The 23,348-nt window shown below is 65.5% G+C and carries 22 protein-coding genes and 1 tRNA gene; 12 read left to right on the top strand and 11 right to left on the bottom strand.

The window, feature by feature from the left end; translation table 11 throughout:
• Positions 1–3: 3 nt before the first annotated feature.
• Positions 4–1,530, top strand: a complete 1,527-nt coding sequence (gene rng / locus GOQ09_RS14505) for a ribonuclease G (RefSeq protein WP_157614057.1) — start codon at positions 4–6, stop codon at positions 1,528–1,530.
• Between the two features lie 15 nt (positions 1,531–1,545).
• Here the strand turns inward: rng and msbA are convergent, their stop codons facing one another.
• Entirely contained in the window at positions 1,546–3,330 is a 1,785-nt protein-coding gene (gene msbA / locus GOQ09_RS14500; protein WP_157614055.1) for a lipid A export permease/ATP-binding protein MsbA, read from the bottom strand.
• A 251-nt stretch (positions 3,331–3,581) separates the two neighbouring features.
• On the opposite strand from msbA, the gene tolB reads away from it, so the two are divergent.
• The 9 genes from tolB to GOQ09_RS14455 all read left to right on the top strand — a co-directional run bounded on the left by tolB (position 3,582) and on the right by GOQ09_RS14455 (position 10,593).
• Complete coding sequence (gene tolB, locus GOQ09_RS14495) at positions 3,582–4,808, top strand: Tol-Pal system beta propeller repeat protein TolB (RefSeq protein ID WP_242630843.1); 1,227 nt, start codon at positions 3,582–3,584, stop codon at positions 4,806–4,808.
• 25 nt (positions 4,809–4,833) lie between these two features.
• Positions 4,834–5,352, top strand: a complete 519-nt coding sequence (pal, locus tag GOQ09_RS14490; protein ID WP_157614051.1) for a peptidoglycan-associated lipoprotein Pal — start codon at positions 4,834–4,836, stop codon at positions 5,350–5,352.
• A complete protein-coding gene (gene ybgF / locus GOQ09_RS14485; RefSeq protein WP_157614049.1) occupies positions 5,352–6,101 on the top strand; it encodes a tol-pal system protein YbgF in 750 nt (249 codons plus the stop codon). Before pal ends, ybgF begins: the two co-directional genes overlap by 1 nt.
• A 19-nt stretch (positions 6,102–6,120) precedes the next feature.
• The gene (locus GOQ09_RS14480) at positions 6,121–6,957 is read left to right on the top strand and encodes a tRNA threonylcarbamoyladenosine dehydratase (RefSeq protein WP_157614047.1); all 837 of its coding nucleotides are present in this window, start codon (positions 6,121–6,123) and stop codon (positions 6,955–6,957) included.
• Between the two features lie 50 nt (positions 6,958–7,007).
• Positions 7,008–7,083, top strand: a tRNA-Lys gene (locus tag GOQ09_RS14475).
• Between the two features lie 181 nt (positions 7,084–7,264).
• Positions 7,265–7,939 carry a response regulator gene (locus GOQ09_RS14470; RefSeq protein ID WP_157614045.1) on the top strand — a complete coding sequence of 225 codons (675 nt, stop codon included), beginning with the start codon at positions 7,265–7,267 and terminating at the stop codon, positions 7,937–7,939.
• Entirely contained in the window at positions 7,926–9,323 is a 1,398-nt protein-coding gene (locus GOQ09_RS14465; protein ID WP_157614044.1) for a sensor histidine kinase, read from the top strand. Before GOQ09_RS14470 ends, GOQ09_RS14465 begins: the two co-directional genes overlap by 14 nt.
• A gap of 135 nt (positions 9,324–9,458) precedes the next feature.
• Entirely contained in the window at positions 9,459–10,145 is a 687-nt protein-coding gene (locus GOQ09_RS14460) for a TerC family protein (RefSeq protein ID WP_157614042.1), read from the top strand.
• 10 nt (positions 10,146–10,155) lie between these two features.
• Positions 10,156–10,593: a universal stress protein gene (locus tag GOQ09_RS14455; protein ID WP_157614040.1), complete on the top strand. Its 438-nt coding sequence runs from the start codon at positions 10,156–10,158 to the stop codon at positions 10,591–10,593.
• A gap of 179 nt (positions 10,594–10,772) precedes the next feature.
• Here GOQ09_RS14455 and GOQ09_RS14450 read toward each other — a convergent pair whose 3' ends face one another.
• Positions 10,773–11,177 (bottom strand): hypothetical protein, encoded by a 405-nt coding sequence (locus tag GOQ09_RS14450; RefSeq protein ID WP_157614038.1) that lies wholly within the window; start codon positions 11,175–11,177, stop codon positions 10,773–10,775.
• Positions 11,178–11,234: 57 nt separating this feature from the next.
• Here GOQ09_RS14450 and GOQ09_RS14445 point away from each other — a divergent pair, with 57 nt between their 5' ends.
• Together GOQ09_RS14445 and GOQ09_RS14440 are read left to right on the top strand one after the other, a co-directional pair.
• On the top strand, positions 11,235–12,269 hold the full coding sequence (locus GOQ09_RS14445) for a porin (RefSeq protein WP_157614036.1): 1,035 nt from the start codon (positions 11,235–11,237) through the stop codon (positions 12,267–12,269).
• A 37-nt stretch (positions 12,270–12,306) separates the two neighbouring features.
• Positions 12,307–13,287, top strand: a complete 981-nt coding sequence (locus GOQ09_RS14440) for a Bug family tripartite tricarboxylate transporter substrate binding protein (protein WP_165442088.1) — start codon at positions 12,307–12,309, stop codon at positions 13,285–13,287.
• 30 nt (positions 13,288–13,317) lie between these two features.
• On the opposite strand, the gene GOQ09_RS14435 is transcribed toward GOQ09_RS14440, so the two are convergent.
• From GOQ09_RS14435 to dapD, 9 genes are all read right to left on the bottom strand, one after another.
• Positions 13,318–14,223, bottom strand: a complete 906-nt coding sequence (locus tag GOQ09_RS14435) for a LysR substrate-binding domain-containing protein (protein WP_157614034.1) — start codon at positions 14,221–14,223, stop codon at positions 13,318–13,320.
• A 47-nt stretch (positions 14,224–14,270) separates the two neighbouring features.
• Positions 14,271–15,143, bottom strand: coding sequence for an amidohydrolase family protein (locus GOQ09_RS14430; protein WP_431769312.1), 873 nt, complete (start codon positions 15,141–15,143; stop codon positions 14,271–14,273).
• Positions 15,144–15,411: 268 nt separating this feature from the next.
• Complete coding sequence (locus GOQ09_RS14425) at positions 15,412–16,128, bottom strand: helix-turn-helix domain-containing protein (protein WP_157614030.1); 717 nt, start codon at positions 16,126–16,128, stop codon at positions 15,412–15,414.
• A gap of 372 nt (positions 16,129–16,500) precedes the next feature.
• Positions 16,501–17,004: a hypothetical protein gene (locus tag GOQ09_RS14420; RefSeq protein ID WP_157614029.1), complete on the bottom strand. Its 504-nt coding sequence runs from the start codon at positions 17,002–17,004 to the stop codon at positions 16,501–16,503.
• A gap of 27 nt (positions 17,005–17,031) precedes the next feature.
• Positions 17,032–19,053: an ABC-F family ATP-binding cassette domain-containing protein gene (locus tag GOQ09_RS14415; RefSeq protein ID WP_157614027.1), complete on the bottom strand. Its 2,022-nt coding sequence runs from the start codon at positions 19,051–19,053 to the stop codon at positions 17,032–17,034.
• 136 nt (positions 19,054–19,189) lie between these two features.
• Positions 19,190–20,071: a 50S ribosomal protein L3 N(5)-glutamine methyltransferase gene (gene prmB / locus GOQ09_RS14410; protein ID WP_157614025.1), complete on the bottom strand. Its 882-nt coding sequence runs from the start codon at positions 20,069–20,071 to the stop codon at positions 19,190–19,192.
• A complete protein-coding gene (gene dapE, locus GOQ09_RS14405; protein WP_157614023.1) occupies positions 20,068–21,243 on the bottom strand; it encodes a succinyl-diaminopimelate desuccinylase in 1,176 nt (391 codons plus the stop codon). Before dapE ends, prmB begins: the two co-directional genes overlap by 4 nt.
• A 27-nt stretch (positions 21,244–21,270) precedes the next feature.
• Entirely contained in the window at positions 21,271–22,419 is a 1,149-nt protein-coding gene (locus tag GOQ09_RS14400; RefSeq protein ID WP_157614021.1) for a PilT/PilU family type 4a pilus ATPase, read from the bottom strand.
• Positions 22,420–22,477: 58 nt separating this feature from the next.
• The gene (gene dapD / locus GOQ09_RS14395; RefSeq protein ID WP_157614019.1) at positions 22,478–23,311 is read right to left on the bottom strand and encodes a 2,3,4,5-tetrahydropyridine-2,6-dicarboxylate N-succinyltransferase; all 834 of its coding nucleotides are present in this window, start codon (positions 23,309–23,311) and stop codon (positions 22,478–22,480) included.
• Positions 23,312–23,348 lie beyond the last annotated feature (37 nt).

The raw sequence follows: 23,348 nt of genomic DNA, 5'->3' as shown, positions 1-23,348 counted from the left end.
TCCATGCAAGACATCCTGATCAACTGGTCCCCGCAAGAGACCCGTGTGGCGCTGGTCGAGCACGGCGCGGTGCAAGAGCTGCACGTCGAGCGCACGCTGGAGCGCGGGTTGGTCGGCAACATCTACCTGGGCAAGGTCTCGCGCGTGCTGCCGGGCATGCAGTCGGCCTTCATCGACATCGGCCTGGAACGCACGGCCTTCCTGCATGTGGCCGACATCGTGGCGCCGTTCACGCCGGGCTCGCGGCCGAGCGCACCCGCGCCCGATCGCGACCACCGCAACGGCGGACCCATGGTGCCCATCGAGAAGCAGGTGTTCGAGGGCCAGTCGCTCTTGGTGCAGGTGATCAAGGACCCGATCGGCACTAAGGGTGCGCGGCTGTCGACGCAGATCAGCATTGCGGGCCGGCTGCTGGTGTTCTTGCCGCAAGACAACCACATCGGCGTTTCGCAGAAGATTCCTGCGGACCAGCGCGAGTCATTGCGCACCCGCATGCTGGCGCTGATCGAGGCGGCTGCGGCTGCCGACAGCGGCGGCGTGGTGCCGGCCAACACGGGTGGCTTCATCCTGCGCACCAACGGCGAAGATTCGTCCGATGCCGAACTGGCCGAAGACATTGCCTACCTTCGCAAGACCTGGTCGCGCATTCGCGAAGCATCGGGCAAAGTGCCGGCCATGTCGCTGCTGCACCAGGACCTGAGCCTGCTGCAGCGCGTCCTGCGCGACATGACGAGCGAAGATACGCAGACCATCCGCATCGATTCGCGCGAGCAGTTCGAGGTGCTGCTGAAGTTCGGGCTCGAATACATGCCGCAGGCGGCCGGCAAGCTGCAGCACTACAAGGGCGAGCGGCCGATCTTCGACCTGTATTCGGTCGACGAGGAAATTGCCAAGGCGCTGGGCCGGCGGGTCGATCTCAAGTCGGGTGGCTACCTGGTGGTGGACCAGACCGAGGCGCTCACCACGGTGGACGTGAACACGGGCGGCTTTGTCGGCGCGCGCAATTTCGACGACACCATTTTCAAGACCAACCTCGAGGCGGCGCAGGCCATTGCGCGGCAGCTGCGGCTACGCAACCTGGGCGGGATCATCATCGTCGACTTCATCGACATGGGGCGCGACGACCATCGCGAGCAGGTGCTGGCGGAGTTTCGCAAGCAGCTTGCGCGCGACCGCGTCAAGACCACTGCCGGCGGCTTCTCGCAGCTGGGCCTGGTCGAGATGACGCGAAAACGCACGCGTGAGTCGCTGGCGCACATGCTGTGCGAGCCCTGTGCGGCATGCGGCGGGCAAGGCATTGTGAAGACGGCGCGCAGCGTCGCCTATGACGTGATGCGCGAGATCTTGCGCGAGGCGCGGCAGTTCACGCCGCGCGAATTCCGCATCGTCTCGTCGCCACAGGTGATCGAACTTTTTCTCGATGAAGAAAGCCAGCACCTGGCGGGCTTGAGCGACTTCATAGGCAAGCCGATTTCGTTGCAGGCCGAGCCCGCCATCGGGCAAGGGCAATACGACATCGTATTGCTCTGACCCGAAGGCCTGGGCTCAGAGCGTCGGGTCTTGTCCCGGCGTGGCGCTGCGCACGGCAAGCGTCTGCAGGCGCGCATAGAGCCCGTCGAGCGCCATCAGCTGTTCATGGCTGCCTTGCTCGGCAATGCGGCCTTTTTCCATCACGATGATGCGGTCGGCATGCTGGATGGTCGAGAGCCGGTGCGCCACGATCAGCGTGGTGCGGTTCTGCATCAGCCGCTGCAGGGCGTCTTGCACCAGGCGCTCCGATTCGGTGTCGAGCGCGGAAGTCGCTTCGTCGAGCAGCAGGATGGGTGCGTTCTTGTAGAGCGCGCGCGCAATGGCCAGGCGCTGCCGCTGGCCGCCCGAAAGCTGCGTGGCGTTGTGGCCCAGCACAGTGTCGATGCCCTGAGGCAGGCTCTCCACGTGGCTGGCCAGGTTCGCCGCCTCTATGCACTGCTGCACACGGCCGCGGTCGATTTCGGCACCGAGCGCAACGTTCGCGGCCAGCGTGTCGTTGAGCATCACCACGTCTTGACTCACCATGGCGAACTGCGCGCGCAGGCTCTTCAGTTCCCATTCGGCGGTGTCGTGGCCGTCGAGCAGCACCTGGCCGCCGCTTGGCAGCACGAAGCGCGGCAACAGGTTGACCAGCGTGGTCTTGCCCGAGCCCGAGGGGCCGACGAAGGCCACCACCTGGCCGGGCTCGATGGCAAGGCTCACGCCGTCGAGCGCACGGGCTTCGTCTTCGCCCCGGTAGCTGACGACCGCATCGCGCAGCTCGATACGGCCTTGCGCACGTTCGATGCGGAAGCTGCCCTGTGGCTCGGGGGACACGTCGTCGACCAGCACCAGACCGCGCTCAAGGGCGGCCAGGCCGCGGGTGATGGGTGCGGCCATGTCCGCCAGGCGGCGAATGGGTGCAATCAGCATCAGCATGGCCGTGATGTAGGCGACGAATCCGCCCACCGTGAGGCCTTGCTCTCCGCTTTGCCACAGCGCGATCATCACGACCACCGACAGCGCAAGCGAAGCCATCATCTGCGTGAGCGGCGTGGTGGCCGCCTGCGCGATCGTCGACTTTACGGCCAGCCGGTTCAGCCGCTGGCTCAGCTGCTCGAAGCGTTCGCCTTGCGCTTCTTCGGCGCCATGCAGCCGCACCATGCGGTGCGCGAGCACGTTTTCTTCCACCACGTAAGCCAGCTCGTCGGTGGCCTGCTGGCCTTGCTGCGTCAGGCGATAGAGGCGCTTGGAGAACACCTTCATGATCCACGAGATGCTCGGCACCAGGAAGGCGACGATGAGCGTGAGCTTCCAGTTCAGATAGACCAGATAAGCGAGCAGCGCAACCAGCGTGAAGCCGTCGCGCGAAAGCCCGAGGAGCGCCTGCACCAGCAGCATGGAACCGGTCTGCACCTCGTACACCACGGTGTTGGAAAGTGCGCTTGCCGACTGCCGCGAGAACAAAGCCAACTCGGCCCCGAGCAGCCGCTGGAACAGCACGCGCCGCAGCCTTTGCATGCCTTCGTTGGCAATGCGCGAAAGCGCATATTGGGAGATGAACTGCGCAATGCCGCGCACCGCGAACAGCAGCAGCACGGCAGCGGGCACGATCCACAGCGCCAACTGGCCGCGGTTGAATCCGCGGTCGAGCAGCGGCTTGAGCAGGGCCGCCATCAAGGGCTCGGTAATGGCGGCCATCAGGGCACCGACGATCCCGACGGCCCACCAATGGCGTGAGCCGCCGAACCAGGTCATGAGGCGCGCCAGCCGGCGAATCAGGGGAGGGCGTGCGGTCTCACTGCCGGGGGATGCTTGCATGGCGGCGAATTCTACGGGGCGCCCAGACAGGCCTTCAGCAAGGCGTCATGTAGGACCGCGCCGCCCAATACACGTTTTGTGACGGCACCACCAAACCAGTGTGTAACATGTGGCCCGTCGCATCGGGTAGAACTTTTTTCCCCGAAACATCTCCGAACCGCATGAACAAGCCGTTGCCAGTTTCCATTCCAACTCCTTCTTCATCGTTTTTTGCACGCCGCAGCCTCGTCGCGGCTCTTGCTGCAACTCCCATGATGCCCGCGCTCGCCCAGTTCCGGGTCGAGGTGTCGGGCGTCGGGCTGACGCAATTGCCGATTGCGCTGGTTCCGTTCAAGGGCCAGGACGCCTCGCCCCAGAAAATTTCCGAGATCGTGCAGGCCGACCTCGAACGCAGCGGCCAGTTCCGCGGCGTCGATGCTTCCGGCCAGGCGCTCGACGAAGCCTCGCGCCCCGACCTGGCGTTGTGGCGCCAGCGCACCGCAGATTCGCTGGTGGTCGGTAGCGTCACGCGGCTGGGCGACGGCCGCTTCGACGTGCGCTTTCGCCTGTGGGACGTGGTGCGCGGACAAGATCTCGGCGGCCAGAGCTACACCGTTCCGCAGGGCGACCTGCGGCTCGCGTCGCACCGCATTGCCGACTACGTCTATGAAAAGCTGACCGGCGACAAGGGCATCTTCTCGACCCGCATTGCCTACGTGACCAAGGGCGGCAGCCGCTACTCGCTGTGGGTGGCCGATGCCGACGGCGAAAACGCACAGGCCGCGCTCGCGAGCCCGGAGCCGATCATCTCGCCCGTGTGGTCGTCCAACGGGCAACAGCTGGCTTATGTGTCCTTCGAGTCGCGCAAGCCCGTGGTGTACGTGCACAACGTGGCCAGCGGCCAGCGCCGCCTGCTTGCGAACTTCCGCGGCTCCAACAGCGCGCCGGCGTGGGCGCCCGACGGCAACTCGCTGGCCGTAACGCTCAGCCGTGACGGCGGCTCGCAGCTCTACACCATTGCGGCCACCGGCGGCGAGCCGCGCCGCCTGACCCAGAGCGCCAGCATCGACACCGAGCCCGTCTACTCGGCCGACGGCAGCACGATCTACTTCGTGAGCGACCGCGGCGGTGCTCCCCAGATCTACAAGATGAGCGCCGGCGGCGGCGCGCCGACCCGTGTCACCTTCAGCGGCACCTACAACATTTCTCCTTCTGTCAGCGGCGATGGCCGGTGGTTGGCCTACATCTCCCGCGTTGGCGGTGCGTTCAAACTCCATGTGATGGAGTTGGCAACCGGCAATGTCTCGGCCATCACCGACACCTCGGCAGACGAGAGCCCAAGCTTTGCCCCCAATAGCAAGCTGATCGTCTACGCAACGCACCTGCAAGGCCGCGAAGCGCTCATGACGACCACGCTGGACGGAAAAATCAAGGCACGGCTGGCGGGGCAGGCGGGAGACATTAGAGAACCGGACTGGGGTCCGTTTCAAAAGCAATGACCAAGGTTTATTTGAGGAGTACCCAATGTTGAAACGTACGATTTATTCGCTGGCCATCGTGGCTCTGATTGCTGGCTGCTCGTCGGGCACCAAGCTCAACGACACACCGGTGACCGACCGCTCCGGAACCGCCGGCGGCCAGCAGGGCAGCGCCAGCGGGGTCGCGCCCGTCACCATCGATCCCAATGCCGGCACCGCGCAAGGTCCGGTCGGTATCGAACGGATCGTCTATTTCGACTACGACAGCTACACGGTCAAGCCCGAGTTCCAGTCCCTGATCGACGGCCATGCCCGTTTCCTCAAGGCCAACCCGCAGCGCCGTGTTTCCATCGAAGGCCACACCGACGAACGTGGCGGCCGCGAGTACAACCTTGCGCTGGGCCAGAAGCGTTCCGAAGCCGTCCGCCGTGCGCTGACGCTGCTGGGCGTGAACGACGCCCAGATCGAAGCCGTGAGCTTCGGCAAGGAAAAGCCGGCGGCCCAGGGCTCGGGCGAAGACGTCTGGGCTCAGAACCGCCGCGCTGAACTCCGCTACACCCGGTGATGCAACACGCTCTAATGCGAGGCGCGGCACTGGCTGCCGCCTTGCTCTGCGTTTCGGCAGGCTCGCAAGCCGCGTTGTTCGAGGATGACGAGGCGCGCCGCGCCATCCTCGACCTGCGGCAGCGGGTCGAAGCCATGCGCCAGCAGACCGACCAGCGGCTGACCGACGAAAACGGCCAGCTGCGCCGCAGCCTGCTCGACCTGCAAAACCAGATCGAGCAGATGCGAGGCGATCTTGCGCGCATGACCGGCCAGAACGAGCAGCTGCAGCGCACGCTGAGCGAAATGCAGTCCCGTCAGAGCACCATCGACGACCGGCTGAAGCAGACCGAACCGACGAAGGTTTCCGTGGACGGCCGCGAGTTCACCGCGGACCCCAAGGAAAAGGCCGACTTCGATGCCGCACTCGGCATCTTCCGCGCGGGCCAGTTCGCGCAGGCGCAAACCGCCTTCGCGGAGTTCGTCAAGCGCTACCCGCAAAGCGGCTACAACGCCTCCGCGTTGTTCTGGCTCGGCAATGCGCAGTACGCCACGCGCAACTACAACGAGGCCATTGCGAACTTCCGTTCCATGCTGTCGCTCGCGCCCGACCACGCCAAGGCTCCCGAGGCCGTGCTGTCGATCGCAAATTGCCAGATCGAGCTGAAAGACACGCGCGCCGCGCGCCGCACGCTGGAAGACCTGACCAAGGCCTACCCGCAATCCGAAGCCGCTCAGGCGGGCCGCGAGCGACTCTCGCGCCTGCGTTGATGCCGGCGGAGCACTCCGCTTGAATGCAACCCTTCCGGAAGCATTGATCGCCGCCGCGGCTGTCGTCACAGACACCGCGGCGCCTGACTTTGCGCGCCGCTTCGGCGGCCTCGAGCGCCTCTATGGCGTGGCGGGCGCCGCGCGCATCCGCAACGCGCACGTGCTCGTCGTCGGCATTGGCGGTGTCGGCTCCTGGGCCGTCGAAGCCCTGGCGCGCAGCGGAGTGGGGCGGTTGACGCTGATCGACCTCGACCATGTCTCGGAGTCGAACATCAACCGCCAGATCCACGCGCTTGATTCGACCGTGGGGCAAGCCAAGGTCGAGGCCATGCGTGATCGCATTGCGCAGATCAACCCCGAGTGCAAGGTGTTTGCCATCGACGAATTCGTCGAGCCCGGCAACTGGACGGCGCTGCTCGATGCGGCGCAGGCCGAGAACGGGCCCGCCACCGCCGTCATCGATGCGTGCGACCAGGTGAAGGCCAAGCTCGCGATGGCAGCATGGGCACGCGCCTCGCGCGCCGCCTTCGTCACCGTGGGGGCGGCCGGCGGCAAACGACATGCGCACAAGGTCGACATCGACGACCTTTCGCTCGTTACGCACGACCCGCTGCTGGCCCAACTGCGCCAGCGCCTGCGCAAGGAACACGGTGCACCGCGAGAAGGCCGCAAGATCGGCGTGGCCTGCGTCTTCAGCCGCGAAAGCGTTGCACCGCCTGATGCCTCCTGCACCATCGAAGGCGACGGCTCGCTCAACTGCCATGGCTACGGTTCCGTGGTGAGCGTGACGGCTACTTTCGGCCAGTGTGCGGCAGGCTGGGTTCTCGACAAAATCGCGAGCAACGCCGCGCTATAATCTTTGGCTTTGCCGGATTCAACGTCGGCAAAGAAGAAAAAAATGGTTCCGGGACGTTAGCTCAGTTGGTAGAGCAGCGGACTTTTAATCCGTTGGTCACTGGTTCGAATCCAGTACGTCCTACCACCCGAATCGTGCGAAAGCCAAAAGCCTGCTGTCGAAAGACAGCGGGCTTTTTTGTTTGCGCCGACGCCAGCACCGGGCCCTTGCGCGGCTACACGGTCAAGGCGACGCCGCCGGCTCCAGCCGCCGCCCGGACTGCGTTGCGGTTAGCATATTCAGCTGCATACGCGAGGCGGATGGATCAATGCGGATATTGCTTGTAGAGGACGACAAGGTACTGGCGGACGCTCTCTCGCGCGCGCTGGTTCAGTCCGCCCACGCAGTCGACATCGTCTCCACCGGCGAAGAAGCCGACCACTCGCTCGCGCTCGGCATCTACGACCTGGCCATCCTGGACATCGGCCTGCCGAAGCTGAGCGGGCTCGACGTGCTGCAGCGGCTGCGCGCGCGCAGGTCGACAATGCCTGTGCTGATGCTCACAGCCTTCGACACGCTGCAAGACCGCGTTCGCGGCCTCGATCTTGGCGCCGACGACTACCTGGCCAAGCCGTTCGACCTGCCGGAGCTCGAGGCCCGCGTGCGCGCACTGCTGCGCCGCAGCACCAATTCCACGCCCTACCTCGAACACGGCGCGCTGCGTTTCGACACAGTGGGCCGCCGCGTGTTCTACGACAAGAAGCCGCTGGATCTTTCGCCCCGCGAGCTTGCCGTGCTCGAGCTTTTGATGATGCGCGAGGGCCGCGTGGTCGGCAAGGAGCAGATGGTCAACCATCTGTATGGGTGGGGCGACGAGGTGGGTGAAAACGCAATCGAAGTCAACGTCTACCGGCTGCGCAAAAAGCTCGAGCCGCTCGGATGCGAGATTCGCACCGTGCGCGGCATGGGCTATCTGATGGACCGCAGCGATGCGGAAACCTGAACCCAGGCTGCAGCGCAAGCTGCTGGCCTGGCTGCTCGGTCCGCTGGCCGTGCTGCTGGTGCTCGACACCGGCGCCGCCTACTGGAACTCGCTGCGCTTTTCCAACCTGGCCTACGACCGCGCGCTGTACGAGATCGGGCGCGAGATCGTCCTGCACGTCAAACTCGACGGTGCCCGCCCGCGGCTCGACCTCTCCGAGGCCGCGGGCAACGTCCTGCTGCTCGACCAGGAAGACCTGCTGTTCTACCGCGTCGTCAGCGAGGACGGCGTTGCGTTGGGAGGCGATGCCGAAATGCCGCCGCCGCAGCAGCAAGATCCCACCACGCCGCGCTTCTACCGCGACTCGGTGCGCGGACAGCCGGTGCGCATGCTGGTGGCCCGGATGCCCATCGGCGGCAACCCCGGCGCGCCGATGGTGAAGGTGCAGGTTGCCGAAACGCTGCACAAGCGCACGCGGCTTGCCTGGGAAATGCTGGCCAATGTGGTGGTGCCGCAATTGCTGCTGATCGTGATGGCCACGGCGGTGGTCTGGTTCGGCATTTCGCGCGGCCTCGAGCCGCTGCAGCGGCTGCGCCGCGCAGTGTCGGACCGATCGCACCTGGACTTGAGCCCGATCGACATCCAGGATGTTCCGGGCGAGGTGCGGCCGCTGGTGGACGAAGTGAACGAGCTGATGGCGCGGCTTGGACGGACCTTCGATTTCCAGAACCGCTTCGTGGCCGACGCCGCCCATCAGCTGAAGACACCCGTCAGCGGCCTCAAGGCCCAGATTGAACTCGCCCTCCGGGAAAACGACGCCGAGCGGGTGCGCCATTCGCTTGCGCAGCTCTACATCAGCGCCGACCGGCTTTCCAGGCTGGTGCAGCAGCTGCTTTCGCTCGCACGCAACGAACCCGGCGCCCTCGACGCCATGCAGCTGGAGCCGCTCGACCTGAATGCCTACGCGCTGGAAGTCAGCATGGACTGGGTTCCGCAGGCAATCAAGCGCGACATCGACCTGGGCTTTGAAGGCGTGGAGCATTCGCTGGTGATCAACGCCGACCGCGACCGCCTGCGCGAACTGATCAACAACCTCATCGACAACGCCATTCGCTACAGCCAGCCAGGCGGCCGCGTGACCGTGCGCGTGAGCCAGAGCGGCAACGACCAGTGCCGCCTGGCCATCAGCGACGACGGGCCCAGCGTGCCGGTGGAGGAGCGTGCCCGCATCTTCGAGCGCTTTCACCGCCTGCTCGGCACGCAAGAAGACGGCAGCGGCCTTGGCTTGGCCATCGTCAGCGAGATTGCCACGCTGCACGGTGCGCGCATCACGCTGGAGGAAGACATCGACGGCGTGGGCAACACCTTCAGCGTCTTCTTTCCACTGCGCGCAGCTTCAGCCTGAGCCGGCGGCTGTAAGCCGGCTGACAGCTGGCGGACAAGTTGCTGACAGCCTGCCGGCAGAAAGGTGACAGCGCAGACCCGTAGCCTCGAGCACGACGGAACCGCAGTGGTTCCGCGTCCACTTCGAGGAGACAGCATGTCGTTTCTAACCAGTCCGGATTTCTGGATTGCCCTTTCGCAGATCATCCTGATCAACATCGTCCTGAGCGGCGACAACGCGGTCGTCATTGCCATGGCGTCGCGTTCGCTGCCACCGGCACAGCAGAAAAAGGCCATCCTGTTCGGCAGCATGGGCGCCATCGTGTTGCGCGTGGTGCTGACGTTCTTTGCCGTGTACCTGCTTACGCTTCCGTACCTCAAGCTCGTGGGCGCAGCATTGCTGTTCTGGATCGGCATCGGCCTCCTGAAGGGCGATGACGGCGAAGAAAACCTCGACGGCCACTCCAGCCTTGCAGCGGCCATCAAGACCATCGTGGTCGCCGACCTGGTCATGAGCCTGGACAACGTCGTCGGCGTCGCAGCCGCTGCCAAGGGCAACGTTCCGCTGCTCGTGTTCGGCCTGGTGATCAGCATTCCGCTCATCATCTTCGGCAGCACCCTCATCCTGAAGCTGATGGACCGTTTCCCGATCATCATCACGCTCGGCGCCGCACTGCTCGGCTGGGTGGCAGGTGAAATGGCGATGTCCGACCCGTCCATCGCAGGCTGGGCCGCTGAGCAGCACGTGCTGCACAAGGTGGTGCCCGCCATCGGTGCGATCTCGGTCGTGATCGTCGGCAAGTGGCTGACCAGCCGCCAGCAGCCGGAACCCGCCAACGCCTGAAGGTGTTGCTGTGAGACGGCGCATTCTGGTCCCCATCGACCCGACCGACCCGGCCCGCACACGGTCGGCCGTCGATCAGGTGGTGCGCATCTGCCAGCGCGAGCCGGTAGCGGTCCGGCTGCTGCGGGTGCAGCCCGTGGTCTCCGGCCACGTGGCCATGTTTTTCGACGCGCAGGAACTGCGTGAGCTTCAAGAGGGCGCGGGCGCCGAAGAGCTGGAGTTCGCGCGGAACCTGCTTGCCATGGCCGGCATCTCTTGCTCCACCACGGTGGTGATCGGACGCAGCGCCGAGGCCATTGTCGCGGCGGCTCGCGACTTCGGCTGCGACCGCATCGTGTTCGGCCGGGAAGAGCCCAGCCTGGCAGGGCGCATCTTCGGTTCGCTGGCGCAGCAAGTGCGCCAGCTGTCGGGCGCGAGCGGCGGCAACTTCCAGATCATCGGCTCCTGAAGCGGTGCCCGAGGCCGGCCCTTGCAAGGGCCGGCCTCCGGTTTTCCCCACGGTGGGCCCCATATCCGCGGGCAAACTCAGCGGTACGAGAGCACCAGTCGGTGCACCAGCCGCGTCGACCCATCGAGCAACCACAAACAGCGGCAGCTTGAACGGCAGCGAGATGGTGGCGGGCGCAATCATCGACAGATCGAGGCCTTGCCTTTGTCCGCTGCAACGTCCGCAACCGCGCCTGCGCCGGCGGCCGAGAACGCAGAAGGGCGCAGGCAGCGCTTTCTGGACGACCTGCGCGCGAGTCGCCAGGCCTTGACGCTGCGCTTGAGCCTGCATGAGTACGTGCTGTGCCATTCAACCGCGTTCAGCTGGTCAAGGCGGTGCAGCAGGGCGATAGCGACTTCGGCGTGCTCAGCGACATATAGGGCACCGCCGTGCGACCGGCACGATGCGGCCGGCAGGGCCTCACAACGCATCCATTTTTCGAGGTCTCCCCACTTGCCGGAACGGCGCACGAGCCATGCCGCCGCGACATATCTAAAAGTGTCCGGCCAGGATAGCGGGCCGCAAGGCGAGTTGAGATAGTTCACGCCACGGCTCCCGAGCGAGCGCCGGCGGTCTTGAACAAATAAATCTGGAGACAAAAAATGGATATGCGCACTCGCGCCTGCCTGGCTGCGGGCATTGCAACGGCTTCGCTCGGGTCTTGCCCGGCATTCGCGCAAAGCGCCTCTGCAGATAGCGTGAGCATCTATGGCGTGCTGGACCAGTACGTGGGATCGCTGCGCCGAAGCGATCAAGCGGGCCGCACCAGGGTGTTGAACAGCGGCGGCATGACCACTTCATACTGGGGCGTCCGGGGAGCAGAAGACCTGGGCGGTGGCCTGCAGGCGTTCTTCGCGCTGGAGAGCTTCATCCAGGCCGACACCGGCACGTTCGGGCGCACGTCAGCCGACCCATACTTCTCGCGGAATTCCTATGTGGGGCTGGGCGGGGCCTACGGCCAGGTGAGCGTAGGGCGGCAAACCAATGCGATGTATGCCGCAACCGGCAACTTCAATCCCTTTCTTGCGTCAGCCAACCTGAGCCCGGTCATGCTGCAGGTCTGGAACACGGGCTACGACCGGGCGGTGCTGGGCGACAGCGTGTGGGACAACACGGTGCAGTACACGTCGCCCGAGATGGCGGGCTTTCGCGCTTCCGCGGCGTACGGCTTTGGCGAGGTGGCAAACCGGCCCGGTCGGCACAACCTGAACCTGACCGTCAACTATGCGAACGGTCCGTTCGCAGCAGTGGTTTCTGCGCAGGAGACTGATGTGGGCCCGGGTCTCGCGGCCCCGGTCACAAGCCAGAAAGCGCGGATGGCCGGTCTCTCGTATGACTTCAATGTGGTGAAGGTGTACGGCCAGTACTTCCATGCCGATACGCCCGACATCCGCACCAGGGCGCGAACGGCCCAGCTTGGCGTTGCGGTGCCTGCAGGTGCGGGGCGGATCATGGCCTCGGTTGCCAGCACCCGCAGAGACATGCCGCTTGCGGATACGCGCCGGACCACATCGGCCATTGGATACGACCACTATCTTTCCAAGCGCACGGACCTCTACGCGGTGTACCTCTCGGACAAGCTCACCGGATTCGACAGGCGGGGCAACGTGGCGCTTGGCGTGCGGCACCGCTTCTGAGATTTCCGGACACCTGTCTTACAGTGAATCGAACTCCATGAACACCATCATCCCGAACATTACCCGGCGTACTGCGCTCGCGCTTGCCGCGCTTTCCATTTGCGCAAGCGCGGGTGCGCAGCCCTCGTCGACAAAGCCGATACGCCTTGTCGTGCCCTTCGGTCCCGGCGGGGTTGCCGACCTGACAGCGCGAACCGTTGCGCAGAAGATGTCGGAGTCAATGGGACAAAGCATCATCATCGACAACAAGCCCGGCGCCGGTGGCGTGGTCGCCGCCGACACGGTGGCCAAGGCGCCGCCGGACGGGCTGACGGTCTTGCTGATGTCCAACGGCAATGCCGTGAGCGTGGGGCTCTTCAAGCACCTGCCGTTCGACACGCTGAAAGATTTTGCGCCGGTCTCGACGCTCGGCTACTTCGACATGGCGGTGGTGACCGCCGCGGATTCGAAGTTGAAGACGCTGCAGGATCTGCTCGCTCATGCAAAGGCGCACCCTGGTACGGTGAACATCGGAACGATCAACACGGGCAGTACGCAGCACCTGGCGGCAGAGCTCTTCAAGCGCAGCACGGGCATCGATGCACAGGTAGTGCCGTTCAACGGCTCGCCCGCAATGATCACGGCGCTGCGCGGTGGGCAGGTCGACGCCGGTGTTGAAATTCTTGCGCCCATCCTGGGCCAGATCAGCGGCAAGGCGCTGCGGCCGCTCGCGGTGATGGGCGCCAAGAGGTCGTTTGCGCTACCGGATACGCCAACCGTCGCGGAGAGCGGTGCGCCGGGCTTCAAGGTCGCATCGTGGAATGCACTCGCGGTGCCTGCCAAGACGCCGCCCGCCGTCATTGCCCGGCTCAACAAGGAGGCCAATGCAGCCCTGGCCGCGCCGGACGTCAAGGAGCGGCTGCGTCTGTTGGGTGTCGAGGCGCAGGGGAGCACCACGCAACAGCAGGCCGAACTGCTGAAGAGCGAAATTCAGCGCTGGTCCGAGGTCATTCGCCTGGCCGGGATTCCCAAGCAGTAAGGCATTGAGGCGCTAAGGCCCTCGCGAGCTTCAGGCGCCATTCATGGTTTGGGCCACCACTTCGCGGACCAGTTCGAGCACGGCTTGCTGGGTGAGGGTGGTCGGCCTTTGCGAGCTGAGCGCAAGGGCCAGCCGGCTGCGCAGCGGCGGGTTCTCGATGCGGCGAATGGCAAATGCCTCCGGGCGCGGCGCGGTAAGAATCGCGTTGGACGACAACACCGCCTGCCCCATGCCTTCGATGACCAGGTCGAGAATGGCGCCAACCCCGTCGATCTCCATCGAGATGGAAGGGCGGCATCCGATGTTTGCCATCTCCGCTTCGACGAGCATGCGGATCGAATTGGGCTTCGTCGGAATCACCAGCGGCGCAGAAGCCACTTCGCGCAGCGAAACCGGACCATCGGCCTTGCCGCCGCCCGGCTGCACCGGACCCACAAGGTAGAGGTCTTCTTCAAGGATGACGACGCTGTCGATGTCTGCTGAAGGTACCGGGTTATAGAGCAGCGCAAGATCGATGCGGCCTGCAGTTACCGCCTCTTGCAGCGCACTCGAAAGCGCCTCGGTAATCGAGAGGCTGGCATCGGGCAGCTTCTGGCGGAAGGCACGGGTCAGCGGCACGGCAATGCGCTTTGCAATGCTGGGCGGCAACCCGACCGCCACGCGGCCGGCCAGCGCGCCGCGCAGCAGGCCGAGGTCTTCCTTGGCGCGTTCGATCTGGTGCAGGATGCCCCGGGCGTGCTCCAGCAGCAGCTTGCCCGCATCGGTCAGGGTGACGCCCCGCCCGTTGCGTGTGAGCAGGTTTTGCCGCAACTCCACTTCGAGCTGGCGCACCTGGCGGCTGAGCGCCGGTTGCGCAACGTCGATCACGATCGACGCGCGGGTAAAGCTCCCCAGCTCCGCGACGTGAACAAAGTATTCCAGCTGCTTGAGGTCCATGGAGCGCAGTCTAGGGGCTGCCCGCGCCTTCGGCACCTCGGACGAACCTACGCCCAGTACAGCCGCAACGGGTTGTCCACCAGCAACTTGCGCTGGAGTTCTTCCGTTGGCGCAATGCGCGGAATCATGTCGACCAGCGTGCCGTCGTCGGGCATGTGTGTCTTGAGGTTGGGGTGCGGCCAATCGGTGCCCCACAGCACGCGGTCTGGAAACTCCTCGACCAGTCGCCGCGCGAAAGGGACCACGTCGTCGTAGGTCGGCGGGCCGGAAAGCGACAGGCGCTCGGGACAGCTCACCTTGGACCAGACATTCGAATGCTCGCGCAGCAGCTGCACAAAGCGTTCGAACTGCGGCGCGTCGACGCGCTGGCCAACGTCGGGCCGGCCCATGTGGTCGACCACCACCGTGGTGGGCAGGCTGGTGAAGAAATCCCAGAGCTCGGGCAGGTCTTGCGCTTCGAAATACACCACCACGTGCCAGCCCAGCGGCGCGATGCGCTCGGCAATGTTCATCAGCACCTCGCGCGGCGTGAAGTCGGTCAGCCGCTTCAGAAAGTTGAAGCGCACGCCGCGCACGCCGGCGTCGTGCAACGCGCGGAGTTCGGCGTCGCTCACGGCGGGGTCGACCGAGGCTACGCCGCGGGCACGCCCGTTCGAATGCGCAATGGCGTCGAGCAGGGCGCGGTTGTCGTTGCCGTGGCAGGTGGCTTGCACGATCACATTGCGCTCGAAGCCCAGCAGATCGCGCAGTGCGAAGAGCTGTTCCCTGGAGGCATCGCACGGCGTGTATTTGCGCTGCGGCGCATAAGGGAACACGGCGCCCGGCCCGAAGACGTGGCAATGCGCGTCCACCGCGCCCGGCGGCGGGATGAAGCGGGGCTTCGACGGCGCCGGGTGAAAACATAGCCAGTCCTTGTCCATTGTGCTGGCGGCCGCGGTGCGTGCTGTTTGCATAGCTGCGTATCTTGCGCAGGATCGCCGCACGCGGCGAGCACGAAAACGCGCTAGCAGCTAGCGCGTTTCGGCATGGCACAAGGCGGACGAATCAAGGCAAAAAAACAGCCCGCACGAGGGCGGGCTGGAAGGTGACCTGCTGGAGGAGGGAGGATCAGAGAGGAATGCAGGCCACAGGGAGAAAGAACCTCTACTATGTGCCCCCAACCTGCTTGCAACCTGACCTGGCGCGCTGTCAGTCCTCGTCTTCCCACTTGCCGATGACAGTGCCGAGTACGGTGAATTCCATGCGTATCGGCTCGTGGTTGGGGTTGAGCGGCAGCAGCCATCGGCGGCCGTCTTCTTCCTTAAAGACCTTGAAGGTGATCTCGTTGCTCGACTCGAGCTTGGCGATGACGCGCTCGCCGTCTTCGGGCGCTGTTCGCAGCGTGTCGACGAAGATGATCGATTCCGCGGGGTAGCTCTTCATGCTGCCGCTCGGGGCAGTCATGCTGTCGCCGCGCACGCGCAGCGCATAGGTATTGCCGGCGCTGTGATGCGCAACGCAGGGAATCCATCGCTCGGCCTCCAGCGGCGCCCGTCCGGGGGTGCTCCAGCAGGCGGCATCCGCCCAAGCGATGAGCGGCACGGTGCCGGGCGTGCCCGGGCTGAACGACGGGATGGGAGGCGGGGTGCGCGTAACCCGGTAGGGGCCCGGCGGTTCGTTGGCATTGTCGCGGGCCGGACGCTGTTGCACCGTGTCCCATGGAGCCGGGCCGTCGCCGGTGTCGAGCCAATTGGGGTCGACGCGATACGCGCGTGCCAAGGCAAGCAGGCCCATCGAGCGGCCGGTGTCGCCGCGCTCGATCTTTGAAATGTTCGACTGCTTGACGCCCGAAGCGGCTTCAGCCTGCTTCTGGGTCATCTTCGCAAATTTGCGTGCTGCCAGTGCACGCGCTGCAATAGTCTCCATGGGCGCACATTTAAGCGCAGGCGAATATTCAACTTGGACTTTAGAATAGTTGAAAGGGAGTATTTGCCATGAAACCACGCAAGTTGGTGCTGGCGCTGAAGGCTGCAAGGCCAACGCAAAAGCAGATCGAAAAACCGGCGGGCGGCGCAAGGCCGTGCCGCCACCGGGCTCACCGCGCGGGCTGAGCCATGCAAAGGCCATCGACACCGGGCCTTCGGCTCGACCGCGCGCTTTGCGCGCTATTGGCGCTGCTGTCTGCCGTAGCGCTGTTCTATGGATTTCGCCTGCGGGACTACGGCCTGGGTGGGCTCGCCGTTTCGGGCCTGGTCACCGCGGGTTATGTCGGCCTTGCGCTGTTCGACGACTGCGCCTTCAGGCGGGCGCATGCGGTTCGGGAGGCGATAAGGCGAGGGTCGAGCTGACGCGCACGCAGTCCTTGATGTGCTGCTCGCCCAAGGCGCGCAGGGCCGCGTAGCCCAGCGCGGCGGAGACGATCTGCCCGGCAATCGGCACGTACTTGGCGGCCTGCTTGGCCGTGAGCTTCACGCCGGCATGCCGGGCAAGCTTGATCAGCAGGTCGCGCGTGACCAGCCGGCCCACCAGCAGGGCCCCGACGGTGGTCGCCGCCTTCTGGATGCGCTCGCGCTGGTGCGGCGCGAGCTTCTCGACCTGCGTGACCGAAAGGCCGAACTCGGCGCTGATTTGCGGCACGAGCCGCGAGAGCAGGGCGGCGTCGGCCGCCCAGTCGACGCCGGGTACCGGAATGGCGCTGGCGGCAGCGGCCATCAGGGCCTTGCGGCCGATCAGCCGGCGGCTGCGATGGACCGCGGCAATGAGCTTTTCGTCACCCCGGGCCAGTTCGATGGCGGACGGCATGGCGCATGTCTCCTTTGCAGGTTCAGGTCAGGCCGCCAGCGCCTCGAGCTGGTCCGAAAGGGCCAGCCAGCGCTCTTCGAGGCGGCCGATTTCTTCGTTGAGGGCTTTCAGCCGCTTGCCTGCTTCGGCAATTTCGGCTGACGGCAGCGGCTGCGCCAGGCGCGCCTCCAGCGCGGTGCGTTCCGTGCCCGCCGCGGCCAGGCGCTCATCGATCTGCGCGATTTCGCGCTTGATCGGCTTGGCCTGGTCGCTGCGTTGCTGGCGGCCCTGGGCGTCCTGCTTGCGCTGCTGCGGGTTCTTGCCGGCGGCCGCGGATTCGCTCTCGATGGACGACGGCGCTGCGGGCGGGGCCGCAGCAGGGGCAGCGGCACTTGCCGCCTCGCGCACGGCCACCTTGGCCTCTTCGCGCAGCCGCTTGGCTTCGTCCAGCAGGTAGCGTTGGTAGTCGTCGAGGTCGCCGTCGAAATCGGTGACCACGCCGCGGCCCACGAGCCAGAATTCGTCGCACACCGAGCGCAGCAGCGCACGGTCGTGGCTCACGAGCATCAGCGTGCCTTCGAACTCGTTCAGGGCCACGGCCAGCGCCTCGCGGGTGGCAAGGTCCAGGTGGTTGGTGGGCTCGTCCAGCAGCAGCAGGTTGGGGCGCTGCCACACCATCATCGCGAGCACCAGGCGCGCTTTTTCGCCGCCGCTCATGGTGCCCACGGGCTGCTTCACCATGTCGCCGCTGAAGTTGAAGCTGCCCAGAAAGCCGCGCAGGGCCTGCTCGCCGGTGGCTTCCTTCACGCTGCTGCCGAGCTCGCGCGCCATGCGCACCATGTGCTCCAGCGGCGTGTCCTGCGGGCGCAGCACGTCGAGTTCCTGCTGCGCGAAGTAGCCGATGTTGAGGCCCTTGCCCTCCGTGACCTGGCCGGCCAGCGCGCCCATCTCGCGCGCAATGGTCTTCACCAGGGTCGACTTGCCCTGGCCGTTGGCACCCAGAATGCCGATGCGCTGGCCCGCCAGCACCGATCGGCTGACGCCGCGCAGAATGGTCTTGGGCTCTTCGCCTTCGATCTCATAGCCGAAGCTCGCGTTGCTGATGGAGAGCATCGGGTTCGGAATGTTGCCGGGCTCCTTGAACTCGAAGGTGAAGTCGGCCTCGGCCAGGAGCGGCGCAACCCTTTCCATGCGCTCCAGTGCCTTGACGCGGCTTTGCGCCTGTTTGGCCTTGCTGGCCTTGGCCTTGAAGCGGTCGATGAACTTCTGCAGGTGGGCGATCTTGTCCTGCTGCTTGCTGAAGGCGACTTGCTGCTGCTCCATCTGCAGCGCGCGCATGTCCTCGAACTTGCTGTAGTTGCCGCCGTAGCGCGTGAGCTGGGCGTTGGCAATGTGCAGGGTCACGTCGGTCACGGCATCGAGAAACTCGCGGTCGTGGCTGATGACGATCATGGTGCCGGCGTACTTCTGCAGCCAGGCTTCGAGCCAGACGAGCGCGTCCAGGTCCAGGTGGTTGGTGGGTTCGTCGAGCAGCAGCAGGTCGCTTGGGCACATGAGCGCGCGGGCCAGCTGCAGGCGCATGCGCCAGCCGCCCGAAAAGCTGTTCACCGGCTCGTCGAGTTCGTGCGACTTGAAGCCGAGGCCAAGAATCAGGGCCTGCGCGCGCGGCACCGCGTCGTGCTCGCCGGCATCGGCCAGGTCGGTGTAGGCGTGGGCCAGTTCCATGCCGATGTCGCCGTCGTCGGGGTTGGCCTCGTAGGCGGCCTCGATGGCGGCCAGCTTCTCGCGCAGCTCGGTCAGGCGGGTGTCGCCGCCCACCACGAATTCGGTCGCCGATTCGTCGGTTTCGGGCATGTTCTGCGCCACCTGGGCCATGCGCCAGTGCCTGGGCACCGAAAAGTCGCCGCCGTCTTCGTGCAGCGTGCCGTTGAGCAATGCAAACAGCGTCGACTTGCCCGCGCCGTTGCGACCCACCAGGCCGACCTTTTCACCGGGGTTGAGGGTGACGGTGGCGCCGTCGAGCAGGACCTTGGCGCTGCGGCGAAGAATGACGTTTTTGAGAGTAATCATGAAATAGGAACCGTAAGGGCGATTATCCCGCCCAGCCCCGGGCGGCCTGGCGCAAAGGGGCATAGGGGCGGACAGCGCCCGGTAAAGGGGCCGCAGCGCAGGCTGCGGAAAGCGGTGGGGGCTCGGCCAGGCGCAGCTAACGCGCGCCGGCACCGGCCAGCAGGGCAGAGCGGGTGACCAGCAAGACCTGGTCCTCGCCGGCCGAGGTTTCGAGCCACACCACTTCGAGCTGCGGAAACGCCGCCTCGAAGTAGTCGCGCTCGTTGCCGATCTCAAGCACCAGCACCGCCTGCTCGCTCATGCGAGAAGGCGCGTCGGTGAACAGCTGGCGCACAAAGTCCATGCCGTCGATGCCGCCGGCCAGCGCAAGCTCGGGCTCGGCGCGGTATTCGGCGGGCAGGGCGGCCATGCTGGCGCTGTTCACGTAGGGCGGGTTGCACAGCACCAGGTCGTAGGGGCCGGCCACATTCTTCAAGCCGTCTGATTCGATCAGGGTCACGCGGGTGTCGAGCTGGTGCCGGGTCACGTTGATGGCGGCCACTTCGAGCGCCTCCACCGACAGGTCGGCGGCATCCACCGTCACATCCGGATAGGTCAGCGCCGCGAGCACGGCCAGGCTGCCGTTGCCGGTGCACAGGTCGAGCACGCGCTGCGTGTGCTCGCCCAGCCAGTAGTCGATGCTGCCGTCTGCAATCAGTTCGGCGATGAAGCTGCGCGGCACGATGGCGCGCTCGTCCACGTAGAAGGGCACGCCCTGCAGCCACGCTTCCTTCGTGAGATAGGCGGCGGGCTTGCGCGTGGCAATGCGCTCTTCGATGAGCGCCTGCACCTTGCCGGCATCGGCCGGGGACACGGGCGTGTCGGCCACCCCGTCCAGGTCATCCAGCGGCAGCTTCAGGCGCCACAGCACAAGCCAGGCGGCTTCGTCAAAGGCGTTGGCGGTGCCGTGGCCGAAGGCGACGCCGGCTTCTTCGAGCCGCCTTGCGCCGGCCTCGATCAGTTCGATGACGGTGCTCATTGAGCCAGCGACGCTTCGAGCCGCTCCAGCGTGCGCTTGTAGATGTTCTTCAGCGTCTCGATTTCGGCCACATCGATGTGCTCATCGATCTTGTGGATGCTGGCGTTGACCGGACCAAGCTCGACCACCTGCTTGCAGATATTGGCGATGAAGCGGGCATCGCTGGTGCCGCCGCTGGTCGACAGCTCCGTCTGGATGCCGGTTTCATCGGCAATAGCCGCTTGCACCGACGCCACCAGTTCGCCGGGCGTGGTGAGAAACGGCAGGCCGCCCACGGTCCACGCAAGCGTGTAGTCGATGCCATGGGCATCGAGCACCGCATGCACGCGCTTCTGCAGCGATTCGGGTGTCGACTCGGTCGAAAAGCGGAAGTTGAAATCGATGACCGCGCTGCCCGGAATCACGTTGCTCGCGCCGGTGCCCGAGTGGAAATTGCTGATCTGCCAGCTGGTGGGCTGGAAGTACGCATTGCCCGCGTCCCAGCCCGCGGCCGCGTTGATGGCCACCAGTTCGGCCAGCGCAGGCGCAAAGGCGTGAACCGGGTTTTTTGCCAGGTGCGGATACGCGATGTGCCCCTGCACGCCGTTCACGGTGAGCTTGCCGCTCATGGTGCCGCGGCGGCCGTTCTTGATCATGTCGCCGCAGCGCTGGACGGCGGTGGGCTCGCCGACGATGCAGTAGTCGATGGTTTCGCCGCGCGCGGCCAGGGCGTTGCACACGACGACGGTACCGTCGACGCCGGGGCCTTCTTCATCGCTGGTGAGCAGCAGCGCGAGCGTGAGCTTGGGGTCGGGCGTGGCCTTGAGGAACTCTTCGATCGATACCACGAAGGCGGCAACCGAGGTCTTCATGTCGCAGGCGCCGCGGCCGTAGAGCTTGCCGCCGCGGTGCGTGGGCGTAAAGGGGTGGCTGGTCCATTGCTCGAGCGGGCCGGTGGGCACCACGTCGGTGTGGCCGGCGAACACCAGCGTCTTTGTTGCCGCAGCCCCGGCGGGCCGGCGCACCGCCCACAGGTTGGTCACGCGAAAGTCGGCCGGGCCGCTCTCGATGGTTTCAAGCGTGAAGCCCAGCGGCGCCAGCCGCTCGCCGATGATCTGTTGGCAGCCCGCATCCTCGGGAGTGACGGAGGGGCGCGAGATGAGTTGTTCGGCGAGCTGGAGCGTGCGGGACATCGGAAAAAAGCCAGGGGGCTGGGTCGGTCAGAACTTCACGTCCAGCGTGATGTCTGTAAAGGTGGGTTCGTCGACCTGATCCGTCAGGTGGCGGTCTTCGGTCTTGGGCTTGGGTGCGGCGCGGTTTTGCAGGCGCCACATCAGGTTGGTGGGCGAGTCGGACTGGGCCAGGCCTTCTTCGCGCGTCACGCGCTCTTCGGTGATGAGGCGGGCAATGTCTTCTTCGAAGGTTTGCGAGCCTTCGGCCATCGACTGCTCCATGGCCTCCTTGACCGCGGAGAAGTCGCCTTTTTCGATCAGCTCGGCCACCAGGGCCGTGTTGAGCATGACTTCGAGCGCGGGCACGCGGCCACCGGTGGGCGTGCGCAGCAGGCGCTGCGACACGATGGCGCGCAGGGCCGAACCCAGGTCGCCCAGCAGCGTGGGCCGCACCTCGACCGGGAAGAAGCTCAGGATGCGGTTGAGCGCACGGTAGCTGTTGTTGGCATGCAGCGTGGCCACGCACAGGTGGCCCGACTGCGCATAGGCAATGGCCGCCGTCATGGTTTCGCGGTCTCGGATTTCGCCGATCTGGATCACGTCGGGCGCTTGGCGCAGCGCGTTCTTGAGCGCAACCTGCAGCGACTCGGTGTCGCTGCCCACGTCGCGCTGGTTCACCAGCGACTTCTTGTTGGTGTAGGTGAACTCGATGGGTTCTTCCACCGTGAGGATGTGGCCCGTGGCGTGCTCGTTGCGGTAGTCGAGCATGGAGGCCAGCGTGGTGGTCTTGCCCGCGCCGGTGGCACCCACCATCAGGATCAGCCCGCGCTTCTCCATGATCAGCGTCTTGAGAATGTCGGGCAGGTTCAGGTCGGCAAAGCTGGGAATGGTCGAGGCAATGTGCCGCACCACCACCGCATAGCTGCCGCGCTGGCGCATGGCGCTGATGCGGTAGTTGCCGGCACCTTCGAGCATCACCGCCATGTTGAGCTCGCCGGTTCTTTCCAGCTCCTGGATGCGGGCTTCGGGCACTACTTCGGCCAGGAGCGCGAGCGGCGCGGTGGCGGGCAGCACCTGCGCATTGATCGGCACGCAGGTGCCGTTCATGCGAATCAGCACCGGGGAGTGGGCCGAGAGATAGATGTCGGAGGCCTTGCGCTCGGCCATCAAACGAAGAATTCGCTCCATCATGTTCATCGGTCTCTCTCCTCGGGTGCTGTTGTTTTCTAACGGGACAAAGGCGGGAGCCTGTCGATCAGTCGCGCAGCAGGTCGTTCAGGCTGGTCTTGGAGCGCGTTTGCGCATCGACCGTCTTGACGATGATGGCCGCGTAGGTGCTGTAGTCCTGGCCCGACTTGGTCTTCTTGGGCAGGTTGCCGCTGATGACCACGCTGCCGGACGGCACGCGGCCGAAGAAGGTTTCTCCGGTGTCGCGGTTGAAGATGGGCGTGCTCTGGCCGATGTACACACCCATGCCGAGCACCGAGTTTTCTTCGATGACAACGCCTTCGACCACTTCGGAGCGGGCGCCGATGAAGCAGTTGTCTTCGATGATGGTCGGGCCGGCCTGCAGCGGCTCGAGCACGCCGCCGATGCCCACGCCGCCCGACAGGTGCACGTTGACACCGATCTGCGCGCACGAGCCCACGGTGGCCCAGGTGTCGACCATGGTGCCTTCGCCCACGTAGGCGCCAATGTTCACGTAGGAGGGCATCAGGATCGCGCCCTTGGCGATGTAGCTGCCGCGGCGTGCGACGGCCGGCGGCACGATGCGAACGCCCGATTCCTTCAGCTCGCCGGCCGACAGGTGCGAGAACTTGGTCGGCACCTTGTCATAAAAGCCGAGCGAGCCGGCCTGCATCTGCTCGTTGTCCTTCAGGCGGAACGACAGCAGCACGGCTTTCTTGATCCACTGGTGCACCGTCCACTTGCCCACGCCTTCACGCGTGGCAACGCGCAGCTTGCCGTTGTTGAGTTCGGAGATCACGTGCTCGACGGCGTCGCGCACTTCGGCGGTGGCGGCGGTGGGCGAGACATTGGCGCGGTCTTCCCACGCGGCGTCGATGATTTGTTGCAGTTGCTGGGTCATGAGAGGGTCTCGGATAAAAAATGGAAGCCGGGAAAGC

Origin of the sequence: Variovorax paradoxus, from assembly GCF_009755665.1 — a bacterium.
Classification (GTDB): domain Bacteria; phylum Pseudomonadota; class Gammaproteobacteria; order Burkholderiales; family Burkholderiaceae_C; genus Variovorax; species Variovorax paradoxus_G.
Note: the sequence above shows the minus strand (reverse complement) of the source record. Positions and strands in the feature narration are given on the sequence as shown.